The organism is Pedobacter heparinus, assembly GCF_032678725.1.
Taxonomy (GTDB): domain Bacteria; phylum Bacteroidota; class Bacteroidia; order Sphingobacteriales; family Sphingobacteriaceae; genus Pedobacter; species Pedobacter heparinus_A.
In genome coordinates, this window is record NZ_JAVTSC010000012.1 from 83,293 (window position 1) to 102,962 (window position 19,670).

At 39.6% G+C, this 19,670-nt stretch carries 18 protein-coding genes and 1 pseudogene; 13 read left to right on the forward strand and 6 right to left on the reverse strand.

Annotated elements, in window-relative coordinates; genetic code table 11:
- Nucleotides 1-25: 25 nt before the first annotated feature.
- The 5 genes from R2Q85_RS17795 to R2Q85_RS17815 all read left to right on the forward strand — a co-directional run bounded on the left by R2Q85_RS17795 (nucleotide 26) and on the right by R2Q85_RS17815 (nucleotide 7,173).
- Nucleotides 26-316 (forward strand): cell division protein ZapA, encoded by a 291-nt coding sequence (locus tag R2Q85_RS17795; protein WP_084241377.1) that lies wholly within the window; start codon nucleotides 26-28, stop codon nucleotides 314-316.
- Between the two features lie 314 nt (nucleotides 317-630).
- The gene (gene rny, locus R2Q85_RS17800) at nucleotides 631-2,184 is read left to right on the forward strand and encodes a ribonuclease Y (RefSeq protein ID WP_316813144.1); all 1,554 of its coding nucleotides are present in this window, start codon (nucleotides 631-633) and stop codon (nucleotides 2,182-2,184) included.
- Nucleotides 2,185-2,289: 105 nt separating this feature from the next.
- Nucleotides 2,290-2,811 (forward strand): DUF962 domain-containing protein, encoded by a 522-nt coding sequence (locus R2Q85_RS17805; RefSeq protein ID WP_316813145.1) that lies wholly within the window; start codon nucleotides 2,290-2,292, stop codon nucleotides 2,809-2,811.
- A 112-nt stretch (nucleotides 2,812-2,923) separates the two neighbouring features.
- Entirely contained in the window at nucleotides 2,924-5,728 is a 2,805-nt protein-coding gene (locus R2Q85_RS17810) for a TonB-dependent receptor (RefSeq protein WP_316813146.1), read from the forward strand.
- Nucleotides 5,729-5,838: 110 nt separating this feature from the next.
- On the forward strand, nucleotides 5,839-7,173 hold the full coding sequence (locus tag R2Q85_RS17815) for a hypothetical protein (protein ID WP_316813147.1): 1,335 nt from the start codon (nucleotides 5,839-5,841) through the stop codon (nucleotides 7,171-7,173).
- Between the two features lie 228 nt (nucleotides 7,174-7,401).
- Here the strand turns inward: R2Q85_RS17815 and R2Q85_RS17820 are convergent, their stop codons facing one another.
- The gene (locus R2Q85_RS17820; protein ID WP_316813148.1) at nucleotides 7,402-8,412 is read right to left on the reverse strand and encodes a LacI family DNA-binding transcriptional regulator; all 1,011 of its coding nucleotides are present in this window, start codon (nucleotides 8,410-8,412) and stop codon (nucleotides 7,402-7,404) included.
- Nucleotides 8,413-8,419: 7 nt separating this feature from the next.
- Nucleotides 8,420-9,652, reverse strand: a complete 1,233-nt coding sequence (gene fucP, locus R2Q85_RS17825; RefSeq protein ID WP_316813149.1) for an L-fucose:H+ symporter permease — start codon at nucleotides 9,650-9,652, stop codon at nucleotides 8,420-8,422.
- Nucleotides 9,653-9,808: 156 nt separating this feature from the next.
- Here fucP and R2Q85_RS17830 point away from each other — a divergent pair, with 156 nt between their 5' ends.
- Nucleotides 9,809-9,946, forward strand: a complete 138-nt coding sequence (locus R2Q85_RS17830) for a glycoside hydrolase family 125 protein (RefSeq protein ID WP_316813150.1) — start codon at nucleotides 9,809-9,811, stop codon at nucleotides 9,944-9,946.
- On the opposite strand, the gene R2Q85_RS17835 is transcribed toward R2Q85_RS17830, so the two are convergent.
- Entirely contained in the window at nucleotides 9,941-10,816 is an 876-nt protein-coding gene (locus R2Q85_RS17835; protein ID WP_316813151.1) for an AraC family transcriptional regulator, read from the reverse strand. The genes R2Q85_RS17830 and R2Q85_RS17835 overlap by 6 nt on opposite strands.
- A 102-nt stretch (nucleotides 10,817-10,918) precedes the next feature.
- On the opposite strand from R2Q85_RS17835, the gene R2Q85_RS17840 reads away from it, so the two are divergent.
- From R2Q85_RS17840 to R2Q85_RS17850, 3 genes are read left to right on the forward strand one after another with little or no spacing between them, the layout of a single operon-like run.
- Nucleotides 10,919-11,464, forward strand: a complete 546-nt coding sequence (locus R2Q85_RS17840) for a glucose-6-phosphate isomerase family protein (RefSeq protein ID WP_316813152.1) — start codon at nucleotides 10,919-10,921, stop codon at nucleotides 11,462-11,464.
- 43 nt (nucleotides 11,465-11,507) lie between these two features.
- Complete coding sequence (locus tag R2Q85_RS17845; RefSeq protein WP_316813153.1) at nucleotides 11,508-11,885, forward strand: phosphomannose isomerase type II C-terminal cupin domain; 378 nt, start codon at nucleotides 11,508-11,510, stop codon at nucleotides 11,883-11,885.
- Nucleotides 11,869-13,863: a hypothetical protein gene (locus R2Q85_RS17850; protein ID WP_316813154.1), complete on the forward strand. Its 1,995-nt coding sequence runs from the start codon at nucleotides 11,869-11,871 to the stop codon at nucleotides 13,861-13,863. Before R2Q85_RS17845 ends, R2Q85_RS17850 begins: the two co-directional genes overlap by 17 nt.
- Nucleotides 13,864-13,927: 64 nt before the next feature.
- Here R2Q85_RS17850 and R2Q85_RS24605 read toward each other — a convergent pair whose 3' ends face one another.
- Nucleotides 13,928-14,059, reverse strand: coding sequence for a helix-turn-helix domain-containing protein (locus R2Q85_RS24605; RefSeq protein ID WP_410478899.1), 132 nt, complete (start codon nucleotides 14,057-14,059; stop codon nucleotides 13,928-13,930).
- On the opposite strand from R2Q85_RS24605, the gene R2Q85_RS17855 reads away from it, so the two are divergent.
- On the forward strand, nucleotides 14,011-14,904 hold the full coding sequence (locus tag R2Q85_RS17855; RefSeq protein WP_316813155.1) for a hypothetical protein: 894 nt from the start codon (nucleotides 14,011-14,013) through the stop codon (nucleotides 14,902-14,904). The two genes, R2Q85_RS24605 and R2Q85_RS17855, sit on opposite strands and share 49 nt — an antisense overlap.
- A gap of 75 nt (nucleotides 14,905-14,979) precedes the next feature.
- Nucleotides 14,980-15,339 (forward strand): nuclear transport factor 2 family protein, encoded by a 360-nt coding sequence (locus tag R2Q85_RS17860; protein ID WP_316813156.1) that lies wholly within the window; start codon nucleotides 14,980-14,982, stop codon nucleotides 15,337-15,339.
- 493 nt (nucleotides 15,340-15,832) lie between these two features.
- Here the strand turns inward: R2Q85_RS17860 and R2Q85_RS24610 are convergent.
- Together R2Q85_RS24610 and R2Q85_RS17865 are read right to left on the reverse strand one after the other, a co-directional pair.
- A pseudogene (locus tag R2Q85_RS24610) lies at nucleotides 15,833-15,997 on the reverse strand (ATP-binding protein); the annotation flags it as partial.
- 139 nt (nucleotides 15,998-16,136) lie between these two features.
- Nucleotides 16,137-17,888 (reverse strand): lysophospholipid acyltransferase family protein, encoded by a 1,752-nt coding sequence (locus R2Q85_RS17865; RefSeq protein WP_316813157.1) that lies wholly within the window; start codon nucleotides 17,886-17,888, stop codon nucleotides 16,137-16,139.
- 170 nt (nucleotides 17,889-18,058) lie between these two features.
- Here R2Q85_RS17865 and R2Q85_RS17870 point away from each other — a divergent pair, with 170 nt between their 5' ends.
- Nucleotides 18,059-18,961, forward strand: coding sequence for a ComEA family DNA-binding protein (locus tag R2Q85_RS17870; RefSeq protein WP_316813158.1), 903 nt, complete (start codon nucleotides 18,059-18,061; stop codon nucleotides 18,959-18,961).
- Nucleotides 18,962-18,963: 2 nt separating this feature from the next.
- Entirely contained in the window at nucleotides 18,964-19,491 is a 528-nt protein-coding gene (locus R2Q85_RS17875) for an adenine phosphoribosyltransferase (RefSeq protein WP_316813159.1), read from the forward strand.
- Nucleotides 19,492-19,670: the final 179 nt, after the last annotated feature.

Here is a 19,670-nt window from a genome sequence, read left to right on the forward strand (position 1 = left end):
CTGAAAAGTGAAACAAAGCTAAGAAATGGGAGAAATCTCGATAAAAATAACTATTTCCGACCGTATTTATCCCTTAAAGGTAAATACTGAGGAGGAAGAAATTGTAAGGCGGGCAGCCAAGATTATTAATGAACGCATAAAGGACTATCAGGAAAATTATGCAGTCAGAGATAAACAGGATTTGCTTTCTATGGCAGTATTGCACTATGCAACGGCAGTACTGAGGGTAGAGAACAAAGTGCAGAATCAGGATACTGCTGTTGCCGAGAAGGTGGAAGAACTGGATAGTTTATTAAACGATTTTTTTTCAAAATAGGTACGTTCTTTAAATAAGTTAAGATTAGCATAAAAATATAGCCGCAGCTAGATTTTTGAGTTTCACTATTTTTAAAACTTAACACTTCAATATTTATAGGATTGAGAAGGTGTATTTCATCTGCATTCGTGCACCTGAAAATGACTTAAATCCTAATTATAATTAGTTGAGGTTTTTAAAACGAGGGGCTCAAAGATTTAGTTGCGGTTTTTTTTTGAATAGAGATATAAATAGTCAGATAGGATGAAGTTATGGAAGAGATAGGTGCAGTAATGAAGAATTGTATCTGATTAAACAATAAATACAAATAGATAATGGAAATATTAGGATATGTACTTGCCGGCCTGGTTGTCGGTGTTCTGGTAGGGAGGTACCTGCTGCGCAGCCTGCTAAAAACGCAGGAAATTGCGGCCCAGACCAAGGTGAAAAAGATGCTGAAAGATGCTGAAAGTAAGGCCGAGATCTTGAAAAAGGATAGGTTACTGGAAGCAAAAGAGAAATTTCTGCAGTTAAAATCAGAACATGAGCAGGAGGTAAATGCAAAGAACAACCTGATCAACCAGCGTGAAAATTCACTCAAACAGAAAGAGCAGTCTTTAAACTCTAAAGTGGAAAATGCTACCCGCAAAGAGCAGGAGCTGGATAATCACAAGAAAAACCTGGAAAAACAAACGGAAATTGCCATAAAAAAGCAGGAAGAGGTTGATATACTGAAAAATCAGCATGTGACCCAACTGGAAACTATTGCCGGTTTAAGTGCCGAAGAAGCCAAAAGCCAGCTGGTAGAGACCATGAAGCAGGAAGCCCGTACGCAAGCCATGATCCAGGTAAAGGACATTGTAGATGAGGCCAAGCTCACAGCTACTAAAGAGGCTAAAAAGGTGGTTATACAAACGATACAGCGCACCGCTGTTGAAGCCGCCATTGAAAATACAGTTTCTATTTTCCATATTGAAAGTGATGAGATCAAAGGCCGTGTAATTGGCCGTGAGGGTCGTAACATCCGTGCGCTTGAGGCTGCTACTGGTATCGAGATCATTGTGGATGATACCCCTGAGGCAATAATTTTATCTGGTTTTGACCCGGTAAGAAGAGAGATTGCCCGTTTGGCCCTGCACCGTTTGGTAACTGATGGCAGGATCCATCCGGCACGTATTGAAGAAGTGGTTGCCAAAACCAAGAAACAGATAGAGGATGAGATTGTAGAGATTGGTGAACGTACGGTAATTGACCTGGGTATCCATGGTTTGCACCCCGAGCTGATCAGGATGGTAGGACGTATGCGTTATCGTTCTTCTTATGGACAAAACTTATTGCACCACTCGCGTGAGGTGGCTAATTTCTGTGCTACTATGGCTGCAGAACTGGGCTTGAATGCAAAAATGGCCAAGCGTGCCGGTCTGTTACATGATATAGGTAAGGTGCCTGATGACAACCCTGAATTGCCACACGCAATTTTAGGGATGCAGCTTGCGGAGAAGTATAAAGAACATCCGGAGATTTGCAATGCCATTGGTGCCCACCATGATGAGATAGAAATGACCTCGATGATCTCACCGATCATCCAGGCTTGTGATGCGATATCAGGTGCGCGTCCTGGTGCCCGTCGTGAAGTTGTGGAAAGTTATATCAAACGCTTAAAAGAACTGGAAGAACTGGCACTTTCTTATCCTGGGGTAGAAAAAACTTTTGCCATACAGGCTGGTAGAGAGCTGCGGGTAGTTGTAGAAAGTGAAAGGGTAACTGATCAGCAGGCTGAATTGCTGGCGGCAGATATCTCTAACCGTATACAAACGGAAATGACTTATCCTGGCCAGATTAAAGTAACGGTGATAAGAGAAACCAGATCGGTTGCTTTTGCAAAATAATTAAGCGATCGTGGCGTAAAATACGAGCGCTTAATAGATCATTAGATAAAAGCGATGGATAATCCCATCGCTTTTTTTATTTTTACATAGTAAACCATAATTAAAATGAAGAAGCAAAATAAAGGATTGGTAGCTGAGCCTAAAAAAAAAGTAGACCTGCTTTTTGATAAGTATGCAGAAAGCCACCAGAACCAGACCAATGAATTGATTCACTGGATCTGTGTGCCTTTAATTGTTTTTAGTTTACTTGGCCTGGTATGGATGATCCCATTTCCGCACCTGGAATTTCTGGGTAAGTTTAACGGTTTCCTGAACTGGGCTTCTTTTCTGATTGCATTTTCGCTGTACTATTATTTTACGCTTTCACCGGCATTGTCTTTTTTAATGCTATGGGTAATCAGTCTGATGAGTTATTTCATCGTTCAGCTGGAGTATTGGCAGGCAAGTGGTGGCCCTGCAGTATGGCTGGTATGTCTGCTGATTTTTGTACTTGCCTGGGTCGGCCAGTTTATCGGCCATAAGATAGAAGGAAAGAAACCTTCATTTTTAGAAGATGTTAAATTCCTGTTAATCGGACCAATCTGGTTATTGCATTTTATCTGCAAAAAAGTAGGCCTAAAATATTGATCTGAAAGCCATTTAACGATTTCTTAACACTAGGGTAAACGAATGGTAATTTGAGGCTAACATGTAGCTAACATTGTGGTAATAGCTTTGCTGGAAATTAATATACGGCAAATTGAAATCACAACTAAATCTCAAAAAAGCATTAATTACTGTCTTATTCGTAATTATCAGCGCAGCGGTATTTGCGCAAACGGGAAAAATTTCCGGTAAGGTATCTGATCAAAAAACCGGTGAAACACTGATTGGTGTAACGGTAAAAATTAAGGGTACCACTAAAGGTTCATCTACTGATGTGGAAGGGCGATATATTATTAATGCATTGGCTCCTGGTAAGTATACACTGGAAGCTTCATATGTAGGTTACTCCACTAAAAATATTACAGATGTTGAAGTTAAAGGTGGAAATTCAACCGTTGTAGATCTGGTAATGCAAGAGGGAGGAGGGCAAAAATTGGATGAGGTGGTAATTACTGCTACGGTAAAACAGGAATCGGTAAATACCTTATACAATCGTCAAAGAACAAGTGTCAGTATTTCTGATGGTATATCTGCTGATCAGATCAGACGTTCACCAGATAGGAATACTTCGGAAGTTTTAAAAAGAGTAAGTGGTACAAGTATTCAGGATAATAAGTTCATTATTGTACGTGGATTGAGCGACAGGTATAATGCTACCTTATTGAATAATGCAATTCTGCCAAGTTCTGAACCAGACAGGAAAGCTTTCTCTTTTGATATTATACCATCGAATATGGTTGATAATATCGTTATTAATAAAACAGCTTCACCAGACTTACCCGGAGACTTTTCCGGAGGTGTGGTACAGGTTTTAACCAAAGACATTCCTACAGAGAATTACATTTTTTTATCAGCAGGAACGGGATATAATTCTCAATCAACTTTTAAAGATTTTCAGCTGGGCAAAAAGGATGGAGTGGAAAACTTTGGTTTCGTAGGTAAAGACAGAAATATTCCTGACGGAATCGTTTCGACAGCTAAATATCAGGTGATGTCTGACTACGAAAAGATCGCATCCGGTAAGCTCTTTCCGAACTCATTTAGTATAAATAACAGCAAGGCAGCTCCTGCCCAGGCTTACCAGTTAAGTACGGGCTTGCGTAAAACATTAAAAAATAATGCCAACATTGGGGCAATTTTGTCACTGAATTATAGAAATAGTGAAAGCTTGACAAATAGTGAAAGATTTGAGTATAATCAGGATAAAACAGAATATGATTTTAATGATGATACTTATAAGTTCAGCTCGTCGGTTGGTGGATTGGCCAATATTGCCTATATCAAAGGAAACAATAAGATTGCCTTTAAAAATTTATACAACATCTCATTAGATAATTCTTATACCTATCGTGAGGGGTCATTGGTGATCGATAAGATTAAAAGAAAAGGGTACTCTTATGATCTGGTTAGTAAGTCTTTATTAAACAGTCAGCTGGAAGGTGAGCATAAACTGTCCTGGAAAGAACTGAAGATAAACTGGAATTTGGGTTATTCCTATTCAGATCGTTTGCAGCCTGATTTGAAAGCTGTGAATTATGACCAGAAAGAGGGTGAAACGGAGTATTTGGCTGTAGTGCCTAATGGTACTGCCTCCAGAACCGATGCAAGTCGCTTTTTTTCGGAATTGTTTGAAGATAGTTATAATGGCGGCTTAAACCTTACATTACCTTTTAGTTTTTTAAAAGAAAAGAGCACATTTAAAGCTGGGGTGCTTAAACAATATAAAGAGCGTGATTTCAGTGCCCGTAAATTCGGCTACATCCGATCTTTTTCTACAGGAAGTTTTAATCAAAACTTACTGAAATTACCAGTTAATGAGATTTTTAGCGCTGATAACTTGAATAACAATGGCTTTGTACTGGATGAAGGAACAGAAGCTACGGATAGATATGATGCAACATCAGATTTAAACGCAGGTTATTTAATGTTGGATGCCCGGTTTGGTAAAAAATTACGAGCCTCCTTTGGTGTGAGGGTTGAAGATTCTTATCAACGTATCAATACGGCAGATAATTCCGGCAATAAACTTAAGGTTGAGAACCAATTTACAGATATCCTTCCTTCACTAAATGCAACTTATAATTTATCAGATAAAATGAATCTGCGTTTGTCAGTTTCAAATACTGTCACCCGTCCTGAGCTAAGAGAATTGTCGAATTTTGGTTTCTTCGATTATATCTCTAAGAGAGTATTGATCGGAAATCCAGATTTGAAGAGAAGTCAGAATACCAATTTAGATGTTAAGTATGAGGTATTCCCTGGGGCAGGTCAGATCATTTCTGTGTCTGGTTATTATAAATACTTTAAGAATCCTATTGAGCAGATTGTATCTTCTGGAAGTGTGAAGAATGTAACTTTCCAAAATGCCAACTCCGCTACCACCTATGGTGTGGAACTGGAAGTTAGAAAGACGTTAGGGTTTATTAAAGAAGGTGGTTTTTTGCAGAATATGACAGCTTACACCAATGCGGCGCTGATATTTTCAACGGTTAATCTTAACAGCTTAATTTCAGAAATCACAAACCGGGCCTTGCAAGGACAATCTCCATATCTGATCAATGCAGGTCTGTTGTATAATGATCCTAAGACTAATTTATCATTCAACCTGTTGTACAACAGAATTGGCGAGCGTATATCTGAAGTTGGTTATCAAGGGTATAATGATATTTACGAAAAAGGGAGGAATATGGTAGATTTTCAGATTTCTAAGAAATTACTGAATACACGGGGAGAACTTAGACTGAATCTTTCTGATATTCTAAATGAAAAGATCTTATTCTACCAAAATAACGACAATAACAAGACCTATCAAAAAGGGGACAATATCATGAATACCGCTCGTGTTGGTTCGGGTGCGAGCTTAACGTTTACCTATAATTTTGGATTAGACAAAAAATAGTCCCTTAACAATTAATTAATGCAGGGGTAATTAAATGGTAAACCAGGCTTAATGTTGAGGCAATGTTAAGCTCGTAATTTTAGGAAATAGAAATTATAGCAAAAAGAATAATGAAAACACAAAAACTATCAATCCTTTTTTTAGCATTTGCAATGGCTTTTGCTTCTTGCAGAAAAACCGATAAGGAGAATCCGGAAGTTCCACCAAAGGCTCCTGAGGCGATTACGGGTGAAATAACTACAAGCAGAACCCTTACGGCTGACAGACAGTGGATCTTGGATGGAACTGTATTTGTAAAGAGCCCGGCCGTTTTAACTATTGAGCCTGGTACAGTGATCAGAGGTAAAGTGGGTTCTAAAGCTGCACTGGTAATTGACAAAGGTGCCAAGATCATGGCCGACGGTACAGCTGCCAAGCCCATCGTTTTTACGTCTGGAAAGGAGGCGGGTAGCAGGACTCCTGGTGATTGGGGTGGTATTATATTGGTTGGAAGAGCAACTACCAACAGAACAACTGCTGTGCAGGTTGAGGGAGGCGTTGCACTTACCTATGGCACGGACAAGATAGACGATGATAATTCAGGAACGTTGAGGTATGTACGTATTGAATATGCAGGGATTGGTGTAAATGACAGCGAAATTAATGCTTTGACATTTTATGCTGTTGGTAATAAAACAATTATAGAAAATGTACAGACCGTTTATGCAAATGATGACGCATTTGAGTTTTTTGGTGGTACGGTTAACTGTAAAAACTTAATTGCTTATGCCACTGCTGATGATGATTTTGACTTTGATTTCGGATTTAATGGTAGTGTACAGTTTGCTGTAGCCCTCAGAGACCCAGGGTTTGTAGATGCAGCGGATGATGGTAATGGTATAGAGTGTGACAATGATGCCAATGGCACTAATGCAACTCCAATCACTCAGCCAAAAATTTCTAATTTGACAATTATCGGCCCTAATAATGCAGCAAATACAGCGGCAAGACATGCTTATGGTAACCGTTGGAGAAGAGGCGCTAAATTTATCTTTAACAACTCTATTATATTAGGTTCACAAAAAGGGGGCTTAAATATAGAATCTGATGCATCTGCTACTTTCTATAAAAATGGAGATTCCCAGTTTAAAAACAATATCGTTGCTGCTTATACGGCTAACTTCTTAACCAATGCTGCTGCCGGGGTACTTACTGTTGCAGATTTGCAGGCAAAAGTTTTGACTGATGGAAATGTTGTATTTACCGACGTAAATGCCAGTGCTAAGTTAACCAGTCCTTTCTCGTTAACTGCGCCTAACTTTTTACCAGCTGCAGGTTCTCCTGCTTTAAGCGGTACCTGGGTAGCAACAACGGGTGCTACTGCGGTGACTTATCGTGGTGCGTTTGGCACAACCGACTGGACAAGTGGCTGGGCAAACTGGAATGCTCAAAACACTGTTTATTAAGTATATAGAATTTATAGAGAAGGGGGCTGTCAGGTATGATAGCCCCTTTTTTGTTGTAGCGGCTTTGCTTATTTATTTTTTATCATAATTAATCTTTAACAAAACCTTAACATCGTCACCTTACTTTTGTGCCATAAATATTTGGTTAGTATTTATAAAGTTTAGGTTTAGTTGATACAAAAAAGCCACGATGGATGTCGGGGGCTTTTTTGTTTGACACCTGATCTCCTACTTTTTGATGGAAGAATTGCGAGGGATCAGATTTGTAGACAGTATGATTCTTTCTGCAGGTTTTTCAGGAGTCTCCATCTTTTGCAATAAAATATCAATGAGTTGAAGTGAAATGTCTTTTACAGGCTGCGAAACCGCTGTAATCGAAGGATTATAGATCCTGAAAAACTCCTGGTCATCAAAAGCCACAACAGCGATATCATCAGGGATTTTCATTTCAAGGGCATTGAGGGCCTCAAGCCCCCCGAATGCGAGGTAATTGGTGGCAAAGAAAATCGCGTCTAAATCCTTGTCCTTTTTCAAATAGGCACTTATGGTTTTAATGTTCTGTTCGGCAGAATGGTCAAAAGGTATTTTCAATATTTTCGGTTTTTTTCCATTTTCAATGACCGTTTTTTCATAACCATTTAGCCTTTCCAGCATTTGGGTCTGAGCTGATGAAGTGGTAACCAGTGCAATGTTTCCAAAACCAGCATCAAATAAATGCTGTACAGCATTTTTAGCACCATTAAAGTTATCCACTATTACGTAGTCGGTTTCTAAGCCCGGGAAATACCGGTCGAACAGGACTACCGGTATTTTTTTGTTGATCAGGAACTGAATTTCGTCTTCCAGCCCTTTAGGCGGGGTGATGATATAGCCATCTAAATTCCTTTCTACAAACAGTTTGATCAGTTCTTTGGTCTTTGATGTATTGTCGTCAGTACTGCAGTAAATGATCTTATAACCTCTTTTGTAGGCATTTTCTTCAATGATCCTGGCTACCGCAGAAAAAAATGCATTGGAAATGTCTTCTACGATCAGGCCAATGATATTGGTTTTTCCTGTTCTCATACCCCTTGCAAACAGGTTTTGTTTATAGCCTGTATCCTCAATAGTTTTAAGGATCTTTTCTTTAAGGTCTCTGCTGATTCGTTTTTCTTCGGCCCTGCCATTAAGCACAAAGGAAACCGTGGTTATCGATGTATTACATCGTTGTGCAATATCCTTAATGGAGAGTCTGGCCATGTGCTGATTAATGTTTTACTTTATAAAATTTGTAGGCGAACAGGAAGATCACTATATAACAGATGATGGGCGCATAGTAAGCATGGGCTATACCAAATTGATCTGCGGCATATCCCATCACAAACGGGAAGAATGCGCCACCCACTACACCCATAGACAAAAACGAGGCTGCCTGCTGGGTACGGGTACCCATATTTTTAAGGCCCAGACTAAAGATGGTGGGAAACATGATGCTAAAGAAGAAATTAATCATCAGTAAGGCAATAAACGAGACCATGCCCAAACTCTGTGCAACTACGATACACATCAGGATATTGCCCAAGGCAAATGTAGCCAGTAATTTGTTTGGTGCAATAAAGCGCATTAAAAAAGTACCTAAAATCCGTCCGGTAAGCATCATACCCATAAATACACCCATAAAATAAGAGGCTTTTTCGTCGCTAAAACCCACTGTTTCGTGGACATAATTGATAAAAAATGCCCAGGTGCCGGCTTGTGCAGCTACGTTAAAAAACTGTGCGGCAACTGCCCATACAAAGTGTTGGTGGTCAAATAGTTTTTTATCAGGTGCAACATCCACGTTCAGGGCATCTGCGTCTGCCGCAGAAACTGCATGTGGATCTGTAGTGGCTGGCACTTTTACAAAGGAAAAAGATACCGCAACCAGAAGTATAACCAGTCCGATTACAGCATATAATATTTTAACAGAAGTTAAGTCTGTGCTGCCCGCAACGTTATTACTCAATAAAAAATAACCGCCGATAAGTGGTCCTATAATGGCCCCTACTGCATTAAACATTTGTGCGAAATTGATACGCAGATCACTGGTACGCTGATCTCCTAAAGAAGCAACAAATGGGTGCGCTACTGTTTCCAGGGTAGATAAACCACAGCCTACAATAAATAATGCAATGCCAAAAAAGGCAAATGATGAAATGTTGGCTGCAGGTATGAACAGGAAAGCACCTAGAGCAAAAAGCGAAAGTCCTAAAAGTACACCGCTTTTGTAGCCAAAGCGTTTCATAAAGAGGCCAGCCGGAATTCCCATTACTGCATAAGCACCAAATACCGCAAACTGTACAAAAGCTGATTGGGTTTTTGAAAGGCTCATGGTATGCTGGAAGTGTTTGTTCAGCACATCGGCCATGGTGATGGCAATACCCCAGAACATAAAAAGTGAGGTGACAAATACAAGGGTGATCAGGAACTTCTTGTCGGTAAATGCTGCGTTTTTTTGCATGGCTTAAGGTTCAATTTGGTTGGTTGTGATTTAAAAACTATACCCAAACATAGGTAACTAAAATGATTTAGCATAATTTTTGAAATTTTTTTATATTTGGTAAATGCTATGAATTTACTAACCAAATTTGAACATGCTTTTTTTAAATGGATGTTCATGAAGATTAACGATGCTATGTGGCTTCGCGATAGCACAACTCAGGTAGCACCTTATTTATCGCTTGTAAAAGATGATAAAAAATTCAATCGGCCTAATCTTCTGGACGAAAAGAATGGATCATTATTGACTTTATAATTTTGCCTCGTGTTGTTTTCGAAATTGCAGAGGTGAACACCCAACAATCTTTTTAAACTGTTCATAAAAGTTGGAGGCATTTTGGAAACCACATATATAATGGATATCGCTGATATTATCTTTATTTTCAATTAATAATTTTCTGGCATATCCTATGCGCAGTTCGTTAAGGAATCGCACAACGGTTTTGTTAGTGTGCCCTTTAAAATACCGGCAAAAGGATGTTGGTGACATATAAGCATGCGCAGCAACTTCGTCCAAGGTAATAGGTTGCTGAAAGTTTTCCATTAAATAGTTGATAATTTTATTTAACCGCTGTACATCACTACCAAATGCTGAAGTCTTATACCCTATGCTGGAAAGGAGTCTAAATTCCTTACTTTCCGCCAGATCATTTAGAATATCTAAAAAAGAAATAAACCGTTTAGCTCCATTTTGCAGATACGCTTCATTAATTTTTTCAGCTATTAAAGCCGTAGTTCTTCCATTGAAACAAATTCCACGTTGTGCAAGTTTGAACATTTCTCTCATGTTTTTCAACTCCCGGATATTAAAGAATTCATTCCCAAAAGTTTTCTCTTTAAATAGTATTACACGAGCTTCAGCGCTGCAAACCGAATTTGGTTCAAAATGTTGGGCGGCATTTTTCCAGCAGTGTGGTAAATTAGAACCAATCATTACCAGATCCCCCGCACCGAAATTCTCTATACTATCCCCAACAAATCTGCTGCCTTCCCCTTTGACAATTGACATGATCTCAATTTCAGGGTGAAGATGCCAGGGAACAACAAAAAACGGCCGGTCTACTTTAAGGATATTATAAGATTGGTCATCCTGGAGATAAATATGTTGAAATAGCGGATCTGTCACATTGCTAATATACCATATAATTTGGAAAATAAAACGGAAGCTTTCGAATCATAAGTAGACTAGTTTTGGATAACACACGGATTAGAAATGAAAACTTCAACAATGATATTAGTCCAGGACGGGCTTAAAGGTGACCCGGTCATACGTAAATCGACCACGATAAGTGACCTTAAAAACTTATTTAAGGATGAACAATTGCGTTCAGAGATGCCACAGGATCAAATAATATATGATGTAGAAGCTTATTTGCCGATAAGTGAAGGTACAGAAGGAGGATTGTTTTTTGGAGTAACAAGAATTTATCCAGGAAAGGTAGGTGATGAATATTTTATGACCAGAGGGCATTTTCATGCTTTATCAGATCGGGGAGAGTTTTACTTTGGAACAAGCGGATGTGGAAGACTAATTTTAATGACTAGAGACCGGAAAATCCGCCAGGAAGAAATGCATCCAGGAAGTATCCACTATATTCCGGCACATACAGCTCACCGTGTTTCGAATACTGGAAATGATGTGTTGTCCTTTTCTGCATGCTGGCCTTCCGACGCTGGTCATGATTACGATGAAATAGTTTTAAAAGGATTCTCTGGCTGTTTAATTGATGTCGATGGCAAACCTGAATTAATTATTAAAGAATCGTATGCCTGAATATTATCAGTGCAAAAAACAGCAACATTTTAATCAGCAAGTCATGAATAATCCAAATTCAGAAATTCCTTCTGTTAAACCCAATGTAAAGCTTATACATCGTCCATGGGGTTCGTTTAAGCAGTTCGCTAATAATGAGCCATGCACTGTAAGCTTAATGACTGTTTTACCCGGAGAGCGATTAAGCTTACAGTCGCATACGGGAAGGGCAGAAATGTGGATCGTAATTGATGATAACGCCACTATAAATGTTGGTGATGTAATTAAAACCTATCAGGCCGGAGATGAGATCTGGATACCAGTGAATGAAAAACACCGGTTGTCAAACCAGGGAACAGCTGCGATCCGTGTACTTGAAGTGGCATTTGGAAACTGGCAGCAAGAAGATATTAAACGCTACGAAGATGATTATAAAAGATAATTTATCCTCTTTTATACCAAATCGTGTTGCCAGTTGGTGGTGTAGTATAGAAGACCTTCAATGGTCTCAAAAATCAATTGCCGATCAGATAAAGTATCGGGCAGAAGGTTTTGCGAAAGCTAAAATAGATACGGCCATTAACTTTGGCTTTCATATCCGGTTTGATTTTTCTAATTATTTTGATCAGTTACATGGATATTATGCCAATGTTTGCGAAGAGCTTCACAAGTATGACATCAAGTTCATGGACCATTATTCATGCAATCATGTAGAAAGGCCCAGGGGGGAAGCCGAATTTAAAAAGCTACATCGGGTTCATCGGCATCATACTTTGTTATTCCATGATCCTGTTGCCGCTAAATATGCACAATATGAAGGTTACTTTTTAAATGACCTATGCCAGCTTGATCTGCGCAATGGAACAAGGGGCTATACCCCGATTTATCAACTGGAAACATTTTGTCATAACAATCCGGGTTTCCTGGATATGCATACCAAATACTTGCAGAGACTGATAAAAGAAGTTCCTTTTGATGGGCTTCAGGTGGATGATATGTGCGATTATGCAGGTCTCAGAGTTTGTGGCTGTAAATATTGCAGGGCACGGTTAAAAAAAGAGTATAACCACGAATTACCTCCTGTAACTGATCAATTCTTCTGGGGAACTTTGAGTGGCGATTTCGAAGGAGGGAATTACAATAACCCTGCCTTCAGAGATTGGATGAGAATGAGATCTGACTCCATAGCCGATCACGTAAAAATGGTTAAAAGTATAATTGGTGATAAACCTTTGATGACCTGCGTTGCCAGTGCGGGCCCAACCAGGTTAAATGCATTGACTTTAAACCTGGAGAAAATGGCCCCTCATCTTGACTTTTTTATGCTCGAAAATGTGGGCATTAATGTAACCAGTGTCAATTGGATACCAAAGGATGCTGAGGCATTGCTTCAAAAAGACATCGCCGAAAAAAGAGGCCATGCACCTGCCATGGCAATTAGTTATACCATCTATGAAAAGGGTGGCTATTTAGGGTGGGCGCTAAGCAGGTTCTGGGGAGTTGCCAACTGGAGCAGTACCCTTAACGGAAGACTGGAAATTGATCCTGACGATGTGATGGAAACCCATGATGTTATAGGCGCATATAACAACTGGGAATTGCAACACAGTAACCTGAATTATAGAAATGGAAAGGACCTGGTAGAAGTCAGGTTGGTAAACAGTATTTATTGTAAGGATAATGGATGGCGTGATAAGGACGGTTCAGCGCAATGGGATAAGGTTAAGGCCTGGTCTGCATGTTTTGTTAAGAATAGCATCGGCTACCGTTTTTTGAGATCAGATGAACTATCTGATGAAACTGCTTTGCGTAAAGAAAATACACCGTTGATCCTGGATGGGGTTGGATGTGTATCTGCCAGACAGTTTAATGCGATAAAAAGATATCTCGCTAAAGGTGGTGTAGCCTGGCTAAACCTTCCATTTGGCTCCCATGATGAGAAGGGATTTCAGTATAAGGAACCCTTATCGGTTGCTTTGCTAAGAAATAATTATAAGAACCTGATACTGATACCTGGCGGGGGGAGCAAGACAGAATCCCTGAAGAAACTGATTTCAGAAGGTTTGTTTAAACCAGTTTTAAAACAAGTGTCTGGAGATACAGGATGGGCGGCCAGAATCCGATTTTATAATAGAGTTCCTGCAATACATTTTATGAATACTGCGATTGTTGCGGTGCCACATCCGGTTATAAAAGATCATACCGATAATTTTATATTGAAAGATATTGTTTCAAAATCTGAAAACAATGTATTGGAATATGAGATAGACAGAAAAAAAGTGCCTTTAAAAGAACTATCGATGATGAGCCCTGAACTGGGTGCAGAACAAAGAACGGTACATATTCAGAATGAAGCGCATGGTTATTCTCTTATGAATTTAAATTTTGAAAATGTGATCGCCTATGCAGTAGCTCAATAATAAATTTAATAATGACTGGATAAGGTCCCCATGATGCGATTCATTTCCTTTGCATTTACAAAGTTTATTGGTTCGATAATTTTTGATACTGGGCTTTATAAGATAATGGCGAGAAACCTTTAAACTTTTTAAATTGCCTGTAAAAATGTGCGTTGCTTTCAAAACCTGTGCTGTAATGAATTTGGGTCACCTGCATATCTGTTTCAAGCAAGAGTTGACAAGCTATATTTCGGCATCCAATTCAATTATATCAATGCAATCTTTCTGGGAGAAACCTTAGGTGAAACGGGCAAAGACCTGTTATTGCCGGTGGGTAGTAATTACGGCGAGCTTGTGGCTGAGATCACAAGCAATGATGCCATGTATCCAGCCGTACTTCGTGTCGGTCGTAAAACGATTTTCACTTCCTCAGCCAGTTCAACTGCAGGTGTCAACCTTACCAGTCCCAGCCAGGCGGGCATGCTTAAATTTACCCGTCACCTAACTTCATCACATGCCGGTGGTGCGTTTTTCAATTCCGGAGGGGCCAGCAATGCTTATTTTAATTCAGTACTATGGGCTCATGATGGCAACGGATACGCACCATTGGTCGAAAACGGAGGCTCAAGCAACTACCTGTATGGCAACTACTCCGTCGAGCTGCGGCCATATGTTTATTTTGGTCAGGACCTTACACGGAACATCACTGCTGTAGACGCCACGGAGCGTGTGCTGTACTCGGTAGGCCCGATTGACCTAGATGCCAACCAGGTGGTAGAGGTACGATACGTGGGTGTATTTGGCGCCCCTGCAAGTATCATACCGTTCAGGAGCAAGATTATCAAGGGTACTTCCGCTACTGCAACAACTGGTGTAACGGTGCAGTCGCAATTGTACCGCAAATACGGACCTGAATATGTTTATAATAACGCATTCCATTCTACCGCCGAGCGGCCTGCCACAGCCCAAACTGGTCAATATTACAATGTAGTTGTTTCATTACCGAGTGGTGGTTCGCTTCCGGTAATTGATTGGGGAGAGTTGGAAGTTGTGAAGAGGTAAATAAACCGTACTTATGTAATTCATATTTAAGTTTCAGATTTTAAGTAACTTAGGGTGTAACTTAAATTTAATGATATGAATACTCAGGAAGTAGCCGACAAATTGGTACAGCTTTGTCGTGAAGGTAAACACGCAGAAGCAATTGATGAATTGTATGCGGACAATGTGGTGAGCAAAGAGCCAAAAGGTTCGCCAATGGAACTGACAGAGGGTAAAGAAGCGGTTAAAAACAAGACAATCCGGTGGGAGGAAAGCGTAGAAGAAATTCATAGTGCTTCATGTTCAGACCCGATTGTCGCAGATAACCATTTTGCTATTGTTATGGATATAGATGCAACTTATAAGAAGCATGGCAGAATGGCAATGAGCGAGATTTGTGTTTATCGGGTTGCAGATGGTAAGATCATCGCTGATGAGTTTTTCTACAATATGTAGTCTTAACCAAATTTTACCATCTGTTCGGTTAAAACCAGGATTAAAGCAGATTGCGTGCAGTTGGCTTCGGAGATTGGGTACTTTTTTCCGAAGCCAACTGCAAGCCTTGTGCAACAAAAGTACAGGCAAGTCAATCAGCGTATTTTAGTTATTGCTATTTTTTCTTACAAGCTTACTTCACGGAACTGGTCGGTGCCTGTATCAATATTTATATGCCAATAAATGCTTGGAAAGCTGACAACCAGGGGATAAGGAGTTTTAAAGGTGCTGTCCTAATGGAATCTTTTTTAACAGCGGAATGATATTCTCTAATGACTTTTGAAGCGTAGCTTCCAGCTCTTTTTGACCTGGTGATCCTAAAATAAAATCTGCAATCCAATTTCTGGCTTTATAACATCTATAGTAAGTTTTGTTTCATTGTCTGCTGAAATGATTGCTGATAAGCCACCAACCAGTATAACTAAAATACTAAAAGGATACTTAATCCTGTTTTTTATTTGCAAAAAAGAGCCAAGTGCTGCCTGCCTTTACCTGGCTCGCTGCTCAGCCAGATCTTACCCTGGTGGCGCTCCACAATCTCAGCACTTAGATAAAGGCCAATGCCAAAGCCTGCAACATTTTGGTTTACCTTGTCTTGTACGCGGTAATAGCGTTCAAATAATCGTGGTGCATCTTAGGGCATAATGCCTTGGCTTTGGTCGCTAACATTAACTATTTATAGGAGGCAAGAGTTTGTTTAGGATGTTTAAAAATAAAAAAGCCCATTGGAAGATAGGTTTTTTTAAACCATCCGTACTTTAAAAATTCTTCCCGATCTTCTCCAGCATTTCAGGTGGGATATTCTGCATATCAACCACCAGGAAGCCATCCAGGCAATCGGAAAATTTAGGGTCTATATTGAAACAAATGATTTTGGCATTCAGGTTCATGTACTGTCTTAACAATACGGGAATCTTAATATGTGAATTTTCGATATCGGAGATCAGGCTGTCCAGGTCTTTTAAAGATTCACTGCTTTCTATAAGAAGGTCTTTGTCAATGGCCGAAAGGTCGGCTTTAAATTTGTTTTTCGGCTTTACGTAATGTGCCAGTTCGTAATCGAAGTGGTTTTTAGTGATGTAATCTACGATCAGCGATTTGGAGAATTTGGAAAAGTTATTACTGATGCTGACCGGGCCGAACATATACCGGTATTGCGGGTTATCTAAAAGATACTTTAAGATTCCTTTCCACAATAAAAAGAGCGGCAAAGGTTTTTGCTGGTATTCTTTACGGATCCAGGAACGGCCCAATTCTATACCTTTCCTTAGCAAAGGATAAAAAGGCTCTTTAATTTTAAAAAGCTCTGACAGGTAAAAGCCTCTTCTTCCCATGGTATTCAGGATCTCATCGCCTTTACCAATGCGGTAGGCACCGACAATATTTTGTAGTTCTTTATCCCATATAAAAAGATGGTGGTAGTAGATGTCGTAGTTGTCGAGATCGATCTTTTTATTGGTGCCTTCGCCAACTTCACGGAAAGTAATTTCTCTTAAACGGCCTATTTCTCTTAATGCATTTGGAATGGCTATGGTTGGGGTAATGTATACTTCGTAGTTTTTTTCCTGCCAAACCCTGAAGTCTTCCAGTTGTTCAATTTCTTCAACAATTAAATTACGGTCGGTTTCCTGGATAACAGGCTCTGGCTTCTTTTTTATTTTGAACAGGTTAATCGGATTGAATAGTTTTTTTTCTTCTTCCAGGCCAGTGCCCAGGGCATAAGTACGGGCACGTAAAAAGTCGAGCAGTTTATTGGTGTTTTTATGGTAAGAGATATCTGCTATATGTATGGGTTTACCGATCCTTACTTTTATTTTAAGCCCCTGTTTATTTAAAAACTCGGAGGGAAGCTTGGCGGTCCTTAATGTTGGATGGATAAAGCTGAGTATGTTAAACAATACGCCGTTGTTGCCATGAAAATATATGGGTATTACCGGAACTTTGGCCCTGGCAATTAATTTGCCAACTACCGGGTGCCATATCCTGTCGGTAATTTCCTGCTTATCGAGGCTAAAGGTAGAGACCTCACCTGCGGGAAAGATACCAATGGGGGTGCCACTTTGAAGGAGATCGAATGTAGCTTTTAGACCACTGATACTGGAGGTGTGCTGAACATTTTCGAAGGGGTTGACCGCAACAAAAAACTCGCTGAGGTTGGGAATTTTTTTTAGGATGAAGTTGACCATAACTTTAGCTTCTGGCCTTACTGTACATAATAACTTTACCAGGGCAAGGCCCTCTACACCACCATAAGGATGGTTGGCTATGGCAATAAAACCTCCGGTTTTGGGTATGTTTTTTAGGTCATCTTCATCGAAATCTATGCTTACGCCAATTGTTTCTAATATTTTGTCGACAAATTCAAGCCCGTTAAAATGTTCATTCTGGGAAAAAACTTTGTTGATGTCGTTTAATTTCATCATCTCCATGAGCAGAGCTGCCAAACCTGGTACGCCTAACTTATCTATCTTAGTGGCTTTTGCAAACTCTTTGGTAGTTATGATCTTCATTTAAAATTTGATTAATGAATTGTAAAGCAATTTCAAAAATAAGATTTATATTCTTAAAGATCGCGACAAGCTAAAAATATAAGATGCACGGCTCATTTAAAAAATGTTCTGGAAATGTTTGGAGGGTATTAAACTATCTGGTTAGCTTAGCTCATTTAGTAAAATTTTAAATGATGATCATAAAGCAATGGTTTAGCGAATATTTTAATTTTAACAGAAGAGAGTTTAATGGTTTAATGACCCTGATTTTCCTCATTTTGCTGGTTATGGCTTTTCCGTATGTTTATCAATGGATAAAACCGGAGGAACCAATCACTAAGGCGGAGCAGCTGGCTGTTTTGAAACTGTCCCTGGCTGATCAGGAAAGGCTGGTTCAGCTGAATACCTATAAGAAACGTTTTGATGGCCGTGTAACAAAGAGATACCGACTCTTTGTTTTTGACCCAAACAAAATTGGACAGGCAGACTGGGAGAAACTGGGCTTGTCGCCTAAACAGGCAAAGGCCATTCTGAAATACAGAGACAAAGGAGGGAGGTTTAGGAAAACTCAAGATCTGCAAAAAATGTATACGATAAATGAAGTACTGTATAAAAGACTTGTACCTTATGTAAGCATTGCAAATGAGGAAGAGACGGGCAAACGGTTGCGGCACCCGGTATATGTAAAGCCTGAACTGGCTGCTGTAGAAATTAATGGTGCTGATACCATTGAACTGGATAAGATAAAAGGGATTGGGATGGTCTTTGCAAACCGTATTGTAAAGTATAGGGAGCGAATTGGAGGTTTTTATAAAAAGGAACAATTGATGGAGGTGTTTGGGCTGGACTCGGTAAAGTATAATGAAATTAAGGGACAGGTTACATTAGACGCCGGTAAATTGAAAAAAATCAATATCAATACGGCTCAGTTTGACGATTTCAAAAACCATCCATATATTAAATATAAACAGGTAAATGCACTGATTCAATATCGAAAACAACATGGAAATTATAGTAATATTGCAGACGTATATAAAGTTGCCATTATGAACCAGGAAACAGTAAGCCGTTTGTCACCTTATCTTGAATTTTAACCATGATTGAAACAAAAATAAAATCTACCGTACGTGATGTAATTGATTTTCCGAAACCAGGTGTCGTTTTTAAGGACATTACGCCCATATTAAAAGATCCTTTATTGTGCATGGAGATTAACAGGGAGCTGGCAGCGGCGCTCAAAGGAATTGAGATTGATGTGGTAGCTGGTATTGAAAGCAGGGGCTTTTTGTTTGGCCCGGCCCTGGCACAGTTGTTAAAAGTACCCTTTGTTCCTATACGAAAGGTGGGTAAACTGCCTTATCAAACAGTACGACAGTCTTATGATCTGGAATACGGTACAGCAGCTATAGAATTGCATAAGGATGCTTTGGTTGCAGGGCAAAAGGTGTTGATTCATGATGATTTACTGGCCACGGGTGGAACAGTTGTTGCAGCTTCTGAACTGGTGCAACAGCTGGGTGCAGTTGTTGCAGCTTATTCTTTTATTATAGGGCTCGATTTTTTAAACGGAAAGGCAAGGTTACAGCCCTACAGTGAGCAGATATTTTCGCTCGCATCTTATTAAATCAGGAGAACTTTCCATTTTTACGCGAAATTTATCGGCAGAGCCCAATTAAGAGAAAAAAATAATAAAAAACTTTTTGCGGGTATTTATTTTGCCTAAAATGACAGAGTAGGGTTAATGAACTAAATACCATTTCGTTCTATCTTTTGGCGAATTTTAAGCTGGTGACGCTATGATTT

Excerpts from the sequence above, each read along its gene's own strand:
- fucP (WP_316813149.1), bottom strand. The coding sequence starts at position 9,652 with ATGCAAAAAAACGCAGCATTTACCGACAAGAAGTTCCTGATCACCCTT.
- R2Q85_RS17850 (WP_316813154.1), top strand. The coding sequence starts at position 11,869 with ATGATTATAAAAGATAATTTATCCTCTTTTATACCAAATCGTGTTGCC.
- R2Q85_RS17870 (WP_316813158.1), top strand. The coding sequence starts at position 18,059 with ATGATGATCATAAAGCAATGGTTTAGCGAATATTTTAATTTTAACAGA.
- R2Q85_RS17815 (WP_316813147.1), top strand. The coding sequence starts at position 5,839 with ATGAAAACACAAAAACTATCAATCCTTTTTTTAGCATTTGCAATGGCT.
- R2Q85_RS24605 (WP_410478899.1), bottom strand. The coding sequence starts at position 14,059 with ATGCAGGTGACCCAAATTCATTACAGCACAGGTTTTGAAAGCAACGCA.
- R2Q85_RS17830 (WP_316813150.1), top strand. The coding sequence starts at position 9,809 with ATGAAGATTAACGATGCTATGTGGCTTCGCGATAGCACAACTCAGGTA.
- R2Q85_RS17805 (WP_316813145.1), top strand. The coding sequence starts at position 2,290 with ATGAAGAAGCAAAATAAAGGATTGGTAGCTGAGCCTAAAAAAAAAGTA.
- R2Q85_RS17865 (WP_316813157.1), bottom strand. The coding sequence starts at position 17,888 with ATGAAGATCATAACTACCAAAGAGTTTGCAAAAGCCACTAAGATAGAT.
- rny (WP_316813144.1), top strand. The coding sequence starts at position 631 with ATGGAAATATTAGGATATGTACTTGCCGGCCTGGTTGTCGGTGTTCTG.
- R2Q85_RS17820 (WP_316813148.1), bottom strand. The coding sequence starts at position 8,412 with ATGGCCAGACTCTCCATTAAGGATATTGCACAACGATGTAATACATCG.
- R2Q85_RS17840 (WP_316813152.1), top strand. The coding sequence starts at position 10,919 with ATGATATTAGTCCAGGACGGGCTTAAAGGTGACCCGGTCATACGTAAA.
- R2Q85_RS17860 (WP_316813156.1), top strand. The coding sequence starts at position 14,980 with ATGAATACTCAGGAAGTAGCCGACAAATTGGTACAGCTTTGTCGTGAA.
- R2Q85_RS17795 (WP_084241377.1), top strand. The coding sequence starts at position 26 with ATGGGAGAAATCTCGATAAAAATAACTATTTCCGACCGTATTTATCCC.
- R2Q85_RS17845 (WP_316813153.1), top strand. The coding sequence starts at position 11,508 with ATGAATAATCCAAATTCAGAAATTCCTTCTGTTAAACCCAATGTAAAG.
- R2Q85_RS17875 (WP_316813159.1), top strand. The coding sequence starts at position 18,964 with ATGATTGAAACAAAAATAAAATCTACCGTACGTGATGTAATTGATTTT.